Origin of the sequence: Aeromonas sp. 61P, assembly GCF_051919545.1 — a bacterium.
In the GTDB taxonomy this organism is placed as follows: domain Bacteria; phylum Pseudomonadota; class Gammaproteobacteria; order Enterobacterales; family Aeromonadaceae; genus Aeromonas; species Aeromonas veronii.
In genome coordinates this window covers 2,355,388-2,370,882 of sequence record NZ_JBQBEL010000001.1, presented here as the reverse complement: position 1 = coordinate 2,370,882, position 15,495 = coordinate 2,355,388, and the positions used below count along the sequence as shown (strand labels likewise).

Genomic DNA, 15,495 nt, shown 5'->3' with positions numbered 1-15,495 from the left:
TCAACAGGGAGAAACGCCCGTCAGGCGGGCTCGGTGGGCCTCAGTGGCAAACGCAGTTCGCACGCAGAATCCGCCCCCGGCTGGCAAGGCAATATCAGCCGGTGGGACGAACTGGCAGCCAAGTCAAACGGCAAGACCCACAACGTCAGGCGGGCATCATAACAAAAAGGTTCGAGTGGAACTTTGAGCTGGCTCCATGATGGATAAATCAATACCAGATGACCATCATCTTGCTCGGTCAGGTACTTGTGGCCGTAGGCAAACAGTTGGTAGAGGTCACCCTGGCTGATGCCGTACTTTCCGTCACGGTCGCTGCTATCGAGCCGCTTCCACTTCACATCCATCACCCAACGCTTGTTGCCGTGCTGCAACAAGAGGTCCGGCTGTAACCGGAACATCTGCTTGCCTTGCTGGGTGCAAAGGTACTGACTGGCCACCTGGGCTTTGAGGTTGGCATCGGGCAACAGCTGCTCGCGCAGGCACGACTCTACATAGCGCTCGAACAGCTTCTCCATGGGGAACAGCAGGCTGATGCCGCGCCACTCACCATTCAGGGCACTCGGCATGGCACGATAGAGGATGAGCTCACACCACGGCCGAGCCCCTTGATAGTGAGCCATCAAGCGGTCATGTCGCCACAGTCTGAAATCCCCTTCCACATCGCGGCTGGCAGGCACATCCACCAGCAAGTGGCGCAGCTCCTGTGCCAACCGCCAGTTGTCCGGGTGCTGAGTCGCATTAGCGACGGTCTCCAGCGCCCGCTTGAGCAGCCGGTTCTCGGCCCGGTCGGGCAAGAAGAGGTCGTAACGTAACGCAAAGTGGTGGCCCCGGCCCGGTGGCTGGCGCATCTGCCGGGCGACATCCAGCTGACCACGCAAGAACGGCTCGGTCGCCTCAAGACGCTGATAGTCACTGCGCACGCCACGTTTGACCAGCTGATCGAGCTCGGTCAGAAAGCGCGCGATAACCCACTCATTGAGCGGCATATCAAAGCGATCCAACGACGCCTCCGCCGTTTCACGGGGTGGCAGATCCAGGGCTCGTTCCAGCATCCGGCGGATCAACTCACGACCATCCTCGAGTGGGTCATCCTCATTAGCGGTCTTGGGCAGGATCTCGATCACCTGCCCGGTGGGGGTCTCTATCACCCCCACGTAGTTGTCCAGTTGCAAGGTCCGGCTATCTTCCACCTGCGCAAGAGCGGGTGCATGGCTTACCTTGTAGCGCTGGCTCAACTGACATAGCCAATCGAAATCAACCGGGTCTATATGGGCAAGCGTCAGCGTATCAACAGCGTTATCTCTAACAGTTAACCAACCATATTCACGAACCGTGATGGGAGCCTTCACTGCGCCCCCTTGTCACCCTCGATGGTCAAGGCATAGGCCTCAATACGCGTAAACGCCTTCTCATTGATGATCCAACGTTGGCGTTGTCCCCCAACCGCTATATCACCAAGCAGGGTCTTGAGTTCGAGCTTGGGCGCCTCGAGGAACATCGCCTCAGCCTTGCTCTTGCGATGATCATTGAGCACCCAGGCGATGCGCTGCCAGTCCTCAAAGAAGTACTCCTGCAATAGCGGCAGGATCTGATGCTGGAAGATGTATCCCAACTGCGCCAAGGTTGGCTTGGCAGCCGCTTTGAGCGGCATAAAGTAGGCATGACCGAGGCAATGGTCACGGTCCAACAGCACCTCGATACGCTGGTTCAGCGTATGGAGCAAGCGACCTACGTCTACCTTGTGCCCCTCTTCCTCGATGACCACGCCATCAAGCAGCTCGGCCCTAGGTGGCATCTCTTCAAACACAAAGCGGCGACGCAGCGCGATATCGAGTCCGGCCAAGGAGCGGTCAGCGGTGTTCATGGTACCGATAAGGTAGAGGTTGTCCGGTACGCTAAAGGGGCGCTTGGAGTAAGGCAGAGTAGTGGTCAGTGCCTCGCTTGCCCCAGCTCGCTTGCTTGGCTCTATCAGGGTGATCAACTCACCGAAGATGCGCGAAACGTTGCCCCGGTTGATCTCGTCGATGATCAATACGCGTTTGTTCGATGGCGTGACGCCAGGTTCACTCTGCGACCCAACTTGTGATGCTGTGGCATTGACCAGAGCAAGCAGCTTCTCCGGGATCAAGGTCGGTGCCTTCAACTCATAGAGCGTCATCTGGCTAAAGCGGCCGTTGATCAGCTCACCGCATGGGAGCGAGGGGCTGAACTGGCATAGCCACTTGACCGGCCTGACCTGCGCGTAGCTGTCATCCCCCTCGTAGTGCACGTCACTACGATAATCACCGGTAATCTCGCCGATAGCGCGGAACTTGAAGTTGCCGTCGGTGACCACCACGAGGTCGCCAATCTTCATCCGGTTCACCAGCGTCATCACGCTGGTCACGGTGTAGTCATAGGCGTTGTCTATCTTGCCCACCGACTGCTCCAACACGCGCTGAACGTCGCTGCGTGTCTTACACTCGCTGTAGTCGTGAGAGCTGCCATAGCCCAACCGGATAAGACCCTGCTCAATGCAGTCGTCAAAGATATGGGCATCATCGCCCTGAGTGTTGCCAAGCGACATCTTCCAGACCCGGCGTCCCTCCAACGTCATCGCCTCATGGCTGTCGCTGCGCGTGACTTTGGCGGCCACCGCGTCACACATGCGCTTGAAGACGCCATCAACCACGTCATAAGTCAGTTGACCGCTGTCTCCATCACTCTCGGCACGGATCCCCTCCACAAAGTCTTCATAACTGAAGCTCTGGTGGAAGGTCACAAAGTCGATACGCCCCTCCTTTACCAGCTCATCAAAGCGCGCCTTAAGCGCCTTGCGGGCCTCTGGGCTCACATCATCGTCGTGTTGTGCCAGACACTCGGGGTCGAGAATAGCCAACGCCTTGTTGATGGTGTGGTAGGTCTTGCCGGTACCGGGCGGGCCGAAGAGGATCTGGTTCAACGGTGCGTTGGTCTTGGGCATCACCGGGGTGTCGTTTGCTTCGCTCATGGTGTCATCCTCATCATCACTCCCGCTATCGTCCTTGTCTGCCTTTGGTGGTGCCAGTCCCAACGACTCGTCATACAGGCCCAACATAAAGCCATATGGGGTCAATTCAGGTAACGACTCGCGGGCCAAGTCGTAATAACGCATCAGGCGCTGCATACGCCCAATGGATTGGTTTTCAGGAGGAATATCGTCTGACGGCCACCCCAACACGTTAAGAAAGTGACCAAGATGGCTAGGGGAAGATATTGGCAACATACGCGATGGCTGATAGCAGGTGACCAACCTCAATTTTCGGCCATTACTCATGGTCACTCGTGCATCCACCCCAGCTCGCTGATAGACCTCTTGGTCGTCATCTATCCAGCTCAGGTCCTCATCAGGGTCGGCGGCCGCCACGCAGTGTTGCACCTTGAGCGTATAGCGCAACGCCTCTTCATCACTCAAGTCCGCTAACCGTTTGTTCTTGTAGACAGACCCATCCCCCAAAAAGTAGATAAGGTGCCCCTTGGAGGTACCGGGCATATAGCGGGCTAGTACGCGCTGTAGCCCACGCTCAATCCACCAGCAGAACGAGTTGCCATCCCCCTTGCCCACGCAGTACTGCTCAAGGGTCAGGTTAGGCAACGAGTCGAGCGGGAACTGCTCGATAAACTGGCGATAGAGCTCGCTCTGTTCGCTATCGAAGTGGGCTCTGTCGCCCATCGTCTTGAGCTGAGCCAACAAGCGCGGGAAGTGTTCATTGGTAAAGGCAGTGGCGTTTACAACAGCGGCCGTCATACAGCGAGGTCCTTCAGTTGTTGTTCGACATCCGGCAAGCGCAGTTGGCCAGAGATCAGACGGGGTAGCAGGGTATCGCGCAAGGTTGTCAGGGTCTCTGCTTGTTTGGCATTAGCAAGCGCTCGTTGATGCAACACCATCGCCTTGCTCTCATACTCACGTACTAACGCTTTAGACGGCAGTAAGTACTTCAAAGAATGAATGTGGTTCCGATTGAGCGTCGGAACAGCGGACCCTGCATTGAAAGAGGAAAAATCCAACATTCTCAACAACTCGTATGCATAGCAAGGTGTGGCATGTTTGAACTCTTTGACCCAAAGCGTGGTATTGAGTGGCCAGTAATCCTCAAGTGTCAAAAAGACTTTGCCAAGGACACCGGAGCGACCGGTTATTACACCCGGCCCCTTCGCCATGGCCACATTGTGTGTGCCATTAGGGCCACTTGCAGCAATCAAGGGATATGCTCCCGGCGTCCTTGCTGATGCGGGTAAATCAAATCCACGCTGAAGTACCAACAAGTCCTGCAACTCGCCAATAGCCCATCCCTTCGGCACCAAGCCGAGAGCGGACTCTTCGAAGCTGTCGGGGAACAGGGCGGCGACCTCAGGGGCCAGACCTGGTGGTTGCTCGCCACGAGCACGGGCATGGACTGGGTCGAAGTCAACAAACCACGACTTGAACAACGCCTGCGCGATGGCCTCCAACGTGGCATTGGTCTCGCGCAGCAGGGCGATACGCTCAGAAATGATGAAGTACAAATCACCAATAAATTCTTGCTTCACACCTGACGGAACCGGAATCTTCAGCTTGTCAAAATCGCCTTTTTTAAAGTGAGGGATCATCGTGCCGACATGCATGTTGTCGATCTGTGATTGCACGATGGAAGACCGAAGAGCTGCAAACAGATACTTCGGATAAATTCTCCCCGGATTAGCCCGAACAGCGACCATGTCCTGAGCAATACAGAAATCTACTGGATCGGGTACCCAGTTCGTCCGACCAGGACTCCCTTTGCAGACAAATAGAATGTCACCCGGTTCAGGATGCCCACGAAACCAATTCCTGTAAGTTTCCTCATCTACAAACCGAGTGGTGTCATAAGTGGGGTAGAGTGAATTGTTGCTGACACAATTGGTCGCGATCAGTGGCACCCCAGCATTCCCTACCGGACAAGTCTTACCGCGATTGTCAATGATCTTCGCCAGTAACTCAGTAAATGGTACGCACTCAGAGCTCATACCCAAGCCCCCCCAGCTTCTGTTTGATCAACTGGTCCAACTCGGCGCCCTTGGTCATCTGGTCACCGAGTCGCTTGGTCAAGCGAGCCATCTTGTCGGCAAAGGCCTCATCGTCCTCCTCCACCTCTTCGGCGCCCACATAGCGGCCAGGGGTCAACACATGGCCGTGCTCGGCAATCTCGGCCAGGGTTACGCTGCGGCAGAAACCCGCTACATCCTCGTATGGCTGCTCGCACTCCCCGTCCCCTTTCCACGCGTGGAAGGTATCGGCGATACGGGCAATCGCGCTCTCATCGAGCTCGCACTGCACCCGGCTGATCATGGTGCCCAGCTTGCGGGCATCGATAAACAGCACCTCGCCCTGGCGGCGGGTCTTGTTCTTGGCGAGGAACCAGAGGCAGGCGGGGATCTGGGTGTTGAAGAAGAGCTGCCCCGGCAGGGCCACCATGCACTCCACCACGTCCGCCTCCACCATGGCACGGCGAATATCACCCTCGCTGTTCTGGCTGGAACTCATTGAGCCATTGGCCAGCACGATACCGGCACGACCAGTTGGCTTGAGGTGGTAGAGCATATGCTGCAGCCACGCATAGTTGGCGTTGCCCGCAGGCGGCGTACCGTAGACCCAGCGCGGATCCCCTTCGAGGCTACCATGCCACCAGTCGCTGATATTGAACGGCGGGTTGGCCAGCACGAAGTCTGCACGCAAGTCAGGGTGCTGATTGCGGGTGAAGGTATCACCGTTTTCGCGCCCGAGGTTGTAGTCCATCCCCTGGATGGCGAGGTTCATCGCCGCCAGCCGCCAAGTGGTCGGGTTCGACTCCTGACCGTAGATAGAGACGTCACCCAGCTTACCGCCATGGGCTTCGATAAACCTCTCCGACTGCACGAACATGCCGCCTGAACCGCAGCAGGGGTCGTAGACCTGACCATGATGGGGAGCAAGTACCGCCACCAGCGTCTTGACGATGCTGGCAGGCGTGTAGAACTGGCCCCCCTTCTTGCCCTCGGCACTGGCAAACTCACCAAGGAAGTACTCGTAGACCTGCCCCAGGATGTCGCGAGCTTCACCGACATCACTGCCAAAGCCAATCTTGGAAACCAGATCCACCAGCTCGCCGAGCTTGCCATCGGGCAACTGGGCACGGGCGTAGCGCTTGTCGAGGATGCCCTTGAGCCGTGGGTTCTCCTGCTCGATCAGGGTCAGCGCATCGTCAATTCGCTTGCCGATATCGGCCTGCTTGGCATGGGCGCGCAGCCCCTCCCAACGGGCCCCTTCCGGTACCCAGAAGGCGTTCACCTCACGGTAGTAGTCGCGATCTTCCAGCTCCTCGGCCAGCAGCTCATCGTCACAGTCGTAGAGGAAGTACTCGTCGCTCTCATCGGCAAAGCGGCGGGTCAGTTCGCTTCGACGGGCAGCGAAGGAGTCGGAGATGTACTTGAGGAAGATAAGGCCCAGCACGATGTGCTTGTACTCGGCGGCGTCCATGTCGGCACGCAGCTTGTCTGCGGCAGCCCACAGGGTCTTCTTCAGCCCCTCGATACCGGTAACTTGCGGCTCATCCTTGGCCTGCTTGCCCTTTCCACTGGCTTTCGCTTTGCGTGGTGCTGCAGCGGCTGCTTCGCCATCCAACACCCGGAGCACAGCACCGCCCCGACCGCGCCCCTTGCGCAGTACGCCCTGTTCCAGCAGGGTCTCGCGTGCGGCGGTAAATACCTCATCGGTCAGGTCGCTGAATTGGGCTTTCAAGGTTTCCATCAAGGCTTGGTTACCGATACTGCTGCCATCTTCAGGAACGGCGGCCAGCAGCGCCTGGCTGAGCTCGTTGGGGTCGGTCATGGGGTTCTCCGGTTAATGCGTGTTGCCTTCACAGCTCACCTGCGCGAAAGCCAAGGTGAGGATGCGGGCCAAGTTGTCAGACTGACGGGGCGGCACATGCCGAGCCTTGGGGGCACAGCAGGGACCTATCCAGGGTGGTGGGTCAACAGAAGGCGATGCAGCCAAGGTGATGCATCGGCGAGAAAAAGTCCGGCCCATCAGTCGTCTATCCATTATCTGGCGGGCAGTTTATACAAATGAACCCCGCAGCACTATGTAATGTCACGCTGGATGCAGTCATCGCAGGCGAGGTAGCTCAAGTGGTCAGAAGGCGAGCAGAACAGCCAGACACAATAAAAAAAGGGCCTGATAACAGGCCCGACTAACGCACGAACATCTCACGGAGGAACGAAAGCAATGGGATCGTCAGTACCAAACTCACACGTACTCTCACCCGAAACAGCATAGACAAATGATAATTAAATCAATACCAAAATAGCCATACAAACGTCGTTATTGTTAAGTGGATCAACAATGCGGGATTTTGTTTCAACGTCACTTGCCCAAGACTGCGCAGTTAGCTACCGTGCTTGGGTGCGGCCCGCACGACTTGCACACGAGTCAAACCGGCATTGAATACCCCATACCCTTAATGATCTGATACCCAGCATCCACCTTCCGGTTGCTTAAACGTGTGCGCCTGACCCGAAGCGTGGACTCGGAGATTGGATCATGACCATCAAGCAATTCGTGCACGACACGCGCCTGCAACTCGCTGACTCAAGCGCGCTGTCACTCAAGACCAGCCACCTCTACGAACTGATCGCCGCCGCTTTCGGCTACCGCAGCTACGCTGCACTTCAAGCCGAGGCTATCGTGCTGCACCAGACACCTTGGCCCTGTCAGCCTGACCTCGGCCTACTCGAGCAGCGAGGACGTGAGCTCGCGTTACCCCAACCCCAAACCCTGTCGCTGCTGGTTGGCCAGCATCTACAGCGTGCTGGCGTGGTGAGCATCCAAGTCGAGGCTCTCGGCCTGACTAGAGAAGACGATTGGGATGACACATGGGAAGATGGCTGGCTCGATGATGAGGCCGAGGATGACGACGCGCAGCTCCAACCTGCCCCATCCAGCACAACGCCCCTCAATGCGGCACAGGCACTGCTAGAACAACTTGATGCCTACCATCAGCCCCCCATCGCCCTACAGGCACTGCAGCAACTTGAGGCCTTCGCAGATCGAGGACATCCACAGGTGCACTGGTGGCTGGCACAGCGATTCGACGTGGGTGGTCGGTACATTGAGGACGTTAACGTTGCCTCTGGCTATTGGTATCGCAAGCAACAGCAGGGCGCAATATTGAGCGGCCCAGAACTGGAGTTTGCAGAAGCGTTCGCCAAGCGGTTGCAACGTCAAGAACGGTGGCTTACCCACGCACTCAAGGCCGCCCGCAGTGGTATCGTCGAGGCACGCTATGCACTGGCAGAGGCAAAGCTGGATAGCAGCATCTTTGACACTGACCCAGCTGCAGTGAGTGACCCGGCCGCCATCGCATGGCTCGCGATCGAACACGACAACCCAAAAGCGGCCCACCATTGGTTGACGCAAGCAGCGCTGAGAGGCGATACACAGGCCATGCTCGCCCTCATTGAAGAGTACGACCGGGACAACCTCTACCAGTCTTGGGTATGGCTGCGTTTAGCCCAGTTGCTTGGCAACGACTTCACTCAAGACGACTTAAGAGCCATCCACGAGGATGGCAGCCTATACGATGATGATGTGGGTGGACCACTCTATGTGGCCGGACGGGAAGGCATCGAACTGCCCCCACTCGCCCCCGAGCTTGCCAGCAAGGCAGAAGAGGAAGCACAGCGCTTGTTCGCCCAGAGCGCCTCAGAGGCTCTATAGCGCAATCAAAGAACAAGGGGGCACCTGCCCCCTTATCCCTTGGCCAGCAAGCGCCCTGGAGGACTGAGCGACGTCAGAGCCTGAGCGAACATACACCGGCATGGGCCAAGAAGCTCGCAGTGATGTCGTGACACAATGACACAATGACACTGTCAAATGGCCTCATGATATGAGCTGTTCGATAGGCTAAACCGCTCAATAAGATCTGCTAGCTTCAATTAACAAGTTCGGCACTGTCAGCCTCGACATCTAGCGCAGGCTCTTCCTCGTCAAGCTCAGTGGCTCTACGCGCCATAGTCTGAATGTGGTTGCTCCACCACTCCATCATAGGCCTGCGTCTTTCTAGGAAATCGGTACGGTTATAGGCTGCACGTACAGCGTCTCGATCCATGTGACTCAGTGCGACTTCAATCAAGTCCTTTGCAAACCCTCGCTCGTTGAGCACCGTACTTCCAAGTGACCTGAATCCGTGTGCTACAAGCTTGTCAGCGAATCCCATACGCTTCAAAGCCATATTGACCGTTGACTTGTTACAGTGGCTACGTCGATTACGTTCCCCGGGAAAGACGTAGGGAAACCTGCCCGATATCGGCTTCATTGCGTGCAGAATATCGAGAGCCTGATCTGTGAGAGGTACCTGATGTTCCCGGCGACGCTTCATCTTTTCGGCTGGTATACGCCATACCTTGGCATCCCAGTCAATTTCATCCCACCGGGCTGTTGCGGCCTCACCCGGCCTAGCAAGGGTATGGAGGCTCCACATGATGAGATTACGCGTAATCACGGTAATGCTGGCTTGGTTTACTGCTCGGAGAAGAACGGGTAACTGACTTGGCTCGATACTGGGCAAGTGCTGCTTGGTTGGTTTATCAAATACCTGACGGATACCTGCACACGGGTTGGCCATGATGTAGCCCGAGTTAACGGCATACGTCATGATCTCGTTGATTCGCTGGCAACTACGTCGAACCGACTCGTGCTTCTCCTCCAGCTTGAGAGGGCGCAATGCAGCAATTGCATGCTGTGCCGTCACTTGCTGGATCGGGATATGCCCCAATCCGGGCAACACATGCCGCTCCAGTGAGTTCCACAGGTCCTTGGCATACTCAGCGGTCACCCTGCGTTGGTGCAGCGCCCTCCATTCCTCGGCAACAATACGGAAGGTGAGGTTGGCTGCAAGTCGTTCTTCAGCCTTTTGGTCCTGGGGGTCTTTGCCTTTGGCTAGCAACCGGCGGTATGCATCTGCCTGATCGCGGGCGTCCGACAACGATATCTCCGGGTATGCGCCTAGCGAGATCCGGGTACGCGACCCACTTGGTCGAGTGTATCGAAAGCGCCATAGCTTATTCCCGTTAGGGGAGACGCACAGCTCAAGGCCGTTTCCATCTGAAAGAGTCCATTCGATCTCACGGGGTTTTGCGTTACGCACTTCCGTGGCAGAGAGGGGTTTGGTAATTCTTGGCATTGGTACACGCTCCATCGTAATGCCGCACGTCATGTACCAAAACATGTACCAAAAACCACCGGTTTTAGGCAAATCAAACCGAACTTCGCCGGACACTAAAAAACCCGCAAGGCCTTATACCATGCGGGTTTCCTGTACTGTCCCAGACTATCTCGGACTACAATTTGGCGGAGAGACAGGGATTCGAACCCTGGGTGGCATTGCTGCCACAATTGATTTCGAGTCAATCCCGTTCGGCCACTCCGGCATCTCTCCGTGGGGAGAGATTTTTACCTAAGCTGGGCCGAGGATGCAATAAAAATTTCTTAGATATCAAATGGCTGAATCAGCTATCTGGGAGCAGGCTCACAATGCGGCGCGTGATGTTCGCGTTGCGAGGCCGCCCTGTATAGCCCTGTATCCACCCGCTCACACACCCGGCCATTATCCATATCGTGATATTCACCCATTGCCATGAGGCGTCTCTTTTTCCTGCTTGGCGCTCAAATTTATGGGTGATGCCGATTTTGGCAGGTTTCCTATGTATCCCCACATCATTGCGAGTGCGCGGCAAGCTGGTAATCATGGGCTGATTGAGGAACAATCGCGCCATCCTGGCGGCTGTGTTGATGATGTTCCGCCCCGATTGAACTGATGGATCTTCTTATGCGATTGCCGAAACTCAAGCCCCTACCCTTAACGCCCGCCCTTTCCATGTTGCTGGCAGCCATCCTGCTCTGCGCCACGCCGGCAGAGGCCAAACGCTACCCGCTGCCACCTGCCGGGAGTCGCCTTATCGGTGAGCTGGAGGATTACATCATCCAGCAGAATGAACATCTGGAACTGGTTGGCAAAAATACGCAAATTGGATTTTTGGCGCTGCTTGAGGCAAATCCGGGTGTAGATCCCTATTTACCCAAGCCGGGTACCCGCTTGACGCTGCCCACCCAGATGCTGCTGCCAGATGTGCCTCGCGAGGGGATCGTCATCAATCTGCCAGAACTGCGCCTCTACTACTTCCCCCAAGGGAAGAGCGAGGTCATCGTGCTGCCCATCGGGATCGGTGATATCGGCCGTGAGACACCCGAGATGACCACCACGGTCATCGAGAAGAATCCCAACCCGACCTGGGTGCCCGGCCCCATGGTGCGCAAATCCTGGCTGGAGCAAAAAGGGATCACCCTGCCCGCCGTGGTGCCCCCCGGCCCGGAGAATCCCCTTGGCAAGTTCGCCATGCGCCTTGGCTATGGCAAGCGCGACTACCTGATCCACGGCACCAACAAGGATTTTGGCGTTGGCCTGCGGGTAAGTGCAGGCTGCATCCGGCTGCGACCTGACGATATCGAGGCCCTGTTCAAGATTGTGCCGATCGGCACACCGGTGCGGGTCATCAATCAACCGGTCAAGGTAGCCATCGAACCGGATGGTCGGCGCTGGCTGGAGGTACACTCCCCGCTCTCTCGCACCGAAGAGGAGCTTGAAAATGGCGCCCCGCTGATGTTATCACCGGCCATAGAGAGCTTTATCAGCGCACCTGACGTGATGCAGGATGAGGTGACGGCGGCGCTGGAGAGCAAAAACGGCCTGCCCCGCCCCATCAGCAGCCAACTTGTCAGTGGCTAAGTCACCAGCGCCCGAGTCGCACCGGAGTCACCTTACCTCATGAAATACCTGCCTCTCATACTCATGGTGATCTGCCATCCCCTGTGGGCAAAAGACATCCTCTGGATGAACAATGGCGATCGTCTGACCGGTACCATCGAAGAGATAGGCGATGAGTCGGTACGCATCTCTTTGCCCTATACCGGTGCCGTTACCGTCAAGCGGGATGCCATCAAGCGCTGGCGACTAGAGCATCAGGATAAACCCAAGGCGACCGCCAAAGGTGGATTCACCCTGTTCAAGGATGAGCAGGATGAACGCAAGGCCTGGCTCTGGACCGGTAGTGGCGATCTCAACATCAAGCTCAAACACAAGGACAAGCACACCAACAACGTCAACTTCAAGGGCAAGACCGAGTTGGCCAATCTGGACTGGCGCTACAGCTTCTCCGGAGAGTACTCCTACGAAACGTCTGACAGCGTCACCGATAACCACGACTACAAACTGAACCCGACCATTGACTACTTTTTCGATCAACAGTGGTTTGTGCGCAGCTCGCTCAATGCCGAATATGACATGCTGGAAAGCAACTACCTCAGCCTCGACTATGGTACCGGGCCGGGTTACCGCTTCTGGAACGAGAAGCGCCGTCGGCTGGAGTTCGTGGCGCAAGGGGGTCTGCGCAAGGCCTACTTCAGAGAAGAGAGCGGGATTGGGTTGCTCTTCAAAGGCAACCGGATCATCGACTACCCCTTTGCCAGCATGAACTGGGATTATCGCCAACCCATCCCGATATGGCGGGAAAAACTGGAGCTGTTCAGTCAGGGGCGCTATCTGCTCTATCTGGATCAACCCTCACCCTATATCACTCTGAATCGAGATGTGACCGGCAGCGTGGGCCTGCGCTACTACTTCAACGACCACCTGCGCCTCTCCTGGTCGAGCGAGATGGAGTGGGAAGATGGCGAAGTGCATTTCGTCGGTCTCGAGCAAAAATACAAAGAGACCGAATTCAGGCACCTGCTCAATCTGGGCGCCAGTTTCTGAGTCAACTGCAAACAGAAAGAGGAGCCAATTTGGCTCCTCTTTCTGTTTTGGTCATCACCTGCCATGGCACTTCTCCGATGATGGAGCAGGCAACAGATGAGAAACCGGCCGTACGCTCAGATCAGTCCCCAAGCGGCAATTTGGTAGATCCATACCATCGCCAACAGGGTACCAACCAACCCCATGATGACACCGATACGCACCATCTGGTGACTCTCCACCAGACCGGTAGCGTGGGCCAGCGCATTGGGCGGGGTACTGATGGGCAGCGACATCCCGAGCGAAACCGAAATGGTGACCGCCAGGATCAGGGTATGACTGCCACCCCACTCGGCCAGCTCCGGCATGCTGACCGCCAGCGCCGCCACCAGTGGCAGCAGCAGGTTGGCGGTCGCGGTGTTGGACATGAAGTTGGCCATCACCACCGCCAGCAGACAGGCCCCGACCAGTACCGCCAGCGTGGAGTATTCGTGGAACGGAATATGGGTGATGAGCCGCTCGGCCAACCCGGAGTCCTCCAGCGCCAGCCCCAGCGCGATACCGCCCGAGACCAGCCAGAGCACATCGAGGGAGATCTTGTGCAGATCGTCCTTGGTGATGATGCCGGTGGTCAGGAACACCGCCACCGGGATCATGGCGACCACGTAGGAGCTCATGCCATGCAGATCCCCCAGCAGCCAGAGCACTATGGTGGTGATAAAGGTGAGGTAGACCACCCAGGCGCGAGGGGTCTGCATAAAGCGCCCCTCAATCTTGAGATCCATCCGCTTGAGGGTGCTCGGGAAGAAACGCCCCAGCAGGAACCAGCCGAGCAGCAACAGCAGCACCACAAAGGGCACCGCAAATCCCATCCACTGGCCGAACGAGATGGCATGCTCGCCGGTCAGGTATTTGAGGGCCACCGCGTTGGGCGGAGTGCCGATGGGAGTGCCGATCCCGCCGAGGTTGGCCGCCAGCGGAATGGCCAGCACAAAGCCGATTTTGGCCGGATCCTTGTCGGGAAACGCCGCCAGCACCGGGGTAAGGATGGCAAGCATCATGGCGGTGGTGGCGGTATTGCTCATAAACATGGAGAAGGTGGCGGTGATCAACATCAGCCCCAGCATGACGATCCGGGGATCCTGACCAAACGGGCGCAGCAACACCCGCGCCAGATTGACGTCCAGATGGTATTTGGTCGCCGCAATGGCGAGGAAAAAACCGCCGAGAAACAGCATGATAACCGGCGAGGCAAAGGTCGCCATCACCTCGGTGGACTTGAGCAGCTCACCAAAGCCCGGCTCTGCCTTGTCGGCAGTCATGAACCAGAGCCCCTTGTCGGAGAGCAGCAGCAGCTCCAGCACGATGATCAGCACCGAGGTAGCAAAGATAGGGATGGGCTCCAGGATCCAGCAGAGGGCGGCCAGCACGAAAATGGCCACGACCCGCTGTTCGATGACGGTGATCCCCTCCAGCGGGATCCAGTGGGTCGGGATCAGCAGGATGGTGAGGCTCAGCAGCAGTGGCAGAATAATCTTGTTATTGATGGGCACTATTGTCTCCAGGATCGGGAGTAAGAAGCCAATAGTGGCATAACATGCTATCGCCTCACGCGGCCAACTCGCCAAAATGAGAGCTGGCTAACTGCACGGCGCACCGTTTTGTGAGTCATATCAAGCTGGGGTCGGCGCGCTATGGCTGACGCCTCAGCCCTTGCAACAAACAGGCAAAAAAACGGGCCCGCTGTTCGTTGCACACGACAGCGGGCCCGTTTCACCATTCATGCCGATGAGAGAGTCAGAAGTAGATGCGGGTCACCGACTCGATGACGCAACCCGGGCGGCGGATCCCTTCAATCTCAACCTTGATCTCTTTGAGCAACTCCAGCCCACCCTTGATGGGGGTGACCCGGGCCAGCTTGGTGCGGGCGCGGATGTTGCTGTCCACCTTGATGGGGTACGGGAAACGTACCTGATCCAGCCCGAAGTTCACCACCATGCGGGCGGTCGGGAACTCGGGGGTGGCCTCATCGACCGAGCCGGTCAACTGCGGCAGCAGCGCCAGGGTCAGGAAGCCGTGGGCGATGGTGGTCTTGAAAGGCGACTCGGCGGCCGCGCGCTCCGGATCGGTGTGGATCCACTGATGATCCCCGGTCACGGCAGCAAACTGATCGATCATCTGCTGGCTGACGTGCAGCCACTCGCCGACATGAGTCTCTTCACCAATGCGAGCCTGCAGGGCGGCATAGAGCTCGGCCGCCTCGGCCCCCAGCTCAACTGCGGGTTCCTGAGCCACGGCAGGCTGACCGTTGGCTACTTGTGCCACGGTTGCTGCATCCTGTTGCTGCTCGCTCTGGGACTCGGCTTGCAAGTCCAGCACACGCCCCAGCAAAGGGTGAAGATGTGCCTTTTGCTGAAACTCACGCCAGTAGTCGCGGATCGCCGGAGAGAGCCAATCCTTGAGCTCAAAGGGGTGCTGCGCCAGAATTTCGCGCTTGCGCTTCAGAAAATCGACAACTTTCATCTACCGATCCCTATTTGATTCAATGCCTGTAAAGAGGTCTAACCAGTCCTATTTTATTAAAGTTTCAGCTGTAAGTGCAAAAAAATCTCGGCGTACACCTGTACCAAGGCGGAAGTAACTGCTTACACCATGTAAAACAGCACGATCTGCCAATGAGGAAATCGATTGC

General features: G+C 57.1%; 10 protein-coding genes and 1 tRNA gene. 3 read left to right on the top strand and 8 right to left on the bottom strand.

The genetic code is table 11. The annotated features are described in order from the left end of the window. Positions 1 to 20: 20 nt before the first annotated feature. The 4 genes from ACTG2O_RS11415 to ACTG2O_RS11400 form a co-directional block, all read right to left on the bottom strand. Entirely contained in the window at positions 21 to 1,235 is a 1,215-nt protein-coding gene (locus ACTG2O_RS11415; RefSeq protein WP_439975771.1) for an McrC family protein, read from the bottom strand. Positions 1,236 to 1,345: 110 nt separating this feature from the next. Further along, positions 1,346 to 3,766, bottom strand: coding sequence for an AAA family ATPase (locus tag ACTG2O_RS11410; RefSeq protein WP_439975770.1), 2,421 nt, complete (start codon positions 3,764 to 3,766; stop codon positions 1,346 to 1,348). Next, complete coding sequence (locus tag ACTG2O_RS11405; RefSeq protein WP_439975768.1) at positions 3,763 to 4,917, bottom strand: restriction endonuclease subunit S; 1,155 nt, start codon at positions 4,915 to 4,917, stop codon at positions 3,763 to 3,765. The genes ACTG2O_RS11410 and ACTG2O_RS11405 overlap by 4 nt, the downstream gene beginning before the upstream one ends. Positions 4,918 to 4,993: 76 nt before the next feature. Beyond that, positions 4,994 to 6,844 (bottom strand): type I restriction-modification system subunit M, encoded by a 1,851-nt coding sequence (locus tag ACTG2O_RS11400; RefSeq protein WP_439975766.1) that lies wholly within the window; start codon positions 6,842 to 6,844, stop codon positions 4,994 to 4,996. Between the two features lie 711 nt (positions 6,845 to 7,555). On the opposite strand from ACTG2O_RS11400, the gene ACTG2O_RS11395 reads away from it, so the two are divergent. Then, the gene (locus ACTG2O_RS11395) at positions 7,556 to 8,731 is read left to right on the top strand and encodes a hypothetical protein (protein WP_439975764.1); all 1,176 of its coding nucleotides are present in this window, start codon (positions 7,556 to 7,558) and stop codon (positions 8,729 to 8,731) included. Positions 8,732 to 8,945: 214 nt separating this feature from the next. Here ACTG2O_RS11395 and ACTG2O_RS11390 read toward each other — a convergent pair whose 3' ends face one another. Beyond that, positions 8,946 to 10,196: an integrase domain-containing protein gene (locus ACTG2O_RS11390; RefSeq protein WP_160881089.1), complete on the bottom strand. Its 1,251-nt coding sequence runs from the start codon at positions 10,194 to 10,196 to the stop codon at positions 8,946 to 8,948. A 165-nt stretch (positions 10,197 to 10,361) separates the two neighbouring features. Beyond that, positions 10,362 to 10,451 (bottom strand) — tRNA-Ser (locus tag ACTG2O_RS11385). A 438-nt stretch (positions 10,452 to 10,889) separates the two neighbouring features. On the opposite strand from ACTG2O_RS11385, the gene ACTG2O_RS11380 reads away from it, so the two are divergent. Both ACTG2O_RS11380 and ACTG2O_RS11375 read left to right on the top strand, forming a co-directional pair. Further along, the gene (locus tag ACTG2O_RS11380) at positions 10,890 to 11,798 is read left to right on the top strand and encodes a L,D-transpeptidase family protein (protein ID WP_439976658.1); all 909 of its coding nucleotides are present in this window, start codon (positions 10,890 to 10,892) and stop codon (positions 11,796 to 11,798) included. A 39-nt stretch (positions 11,799 to 11,837) separates the two neighbouring features. Continuing rightward, on the top strand, positions 11,838 to 12,824 hold the full coding sequence (locus ACTG2O_RS11375) for a DUF481 domain-containing protein (RefSeq protein WP_058055848.1): 987 nt from the start codon (positions 11,838 to 11,840) through the stop codon (positions 12,822 to 12,824). 116 nt (positions 12,825 to 12,940) lie between these two features. On the opposite strand, the gene ACTG2O_RS11370 is transcribed toward ACTG2O_RS11375, so the two are convergent. Both ACTG2O_RS11370 and ACTG2O_RS11365 read right to left on the bottom strand, forming a co-directional pair. Then, positions 12,941 to 14,356: an SLC13 family permease gene (locus ACTG2O_RS11370; protein WP_005353291.1), complete on the bottom strand. Its 1,416-nt coding sequence runs from the start codon at positions 14,354 to 14,356 to the stop codon at positions 12,941 to 12,943. Positions 14,357 to 14,600: 244 nt separating this feature from the next. Further along, a complete protein-coding gene (locus ACTG2O_RS11365) occupies positions 14,601 to 15,326 on the bottom strand; it encodes a MaoC family dehydratase (protein WP_019445964.1) in 726 nt (241 codons plus the stop codon). Positions 15,327 to 15,495 lie beyond the last annotated feature (169 nt).

Bases quoted from the DNA above. Each gene is read 5' to 3' on its own strand.
- ACTG2O_RS11410 (WP_439975770.1), bottom strand. From the start codon at position 3,766: ATGACGGCCGCTGTTGTAAACGCCACTGCCTTTACCAATGAACACTTC.
- ACTG2O_RS11400 (WP_439975766.1), bottom strand. From the start codon at position 6,844: ATGACCGACCCCAACGAGCTCAGCCAGGCGCTGCTGGCCGCCGTTCCT.
- ACTG2O_RS11395 (WP_439975764.1), top strand. From the start codon at position 7,556: ATGACCATCAAGCAATTCGTGCACGACACGCGCCTGCAACTCGCTGAC.
- ACTG2O_RS11390 (WP_160881089.1), bottom strand. From the start codon at position 10,196: ATGCCAAGAATTACCAAACCCCTCTCTGCCACGGAAGTGCGTAACGCA.
- ACTG2O_RS11380 (WP_439976658.1), top strand. From the start codon at position 10,890: ATGTTGCTGGCAGCCATCCTGCTCTGCGCCACGCCGGCAGAGGCCAAA.
- ACTG2O_RS11375 (WP_058055848.1), top strand. From the start codon at position 11,838: ATGAAATACCTGCCTCTCATACTCATGGTGATCTGCCATCCCCTGTGG.
- ACTG2O_RS11365 (WP_019445964.1), bottom strand. From the start codon at position 15,326: ATGAAAGTTGTCGATTTTCTGAAGCGCAAGCGCGAAATTCTGGCGCAG.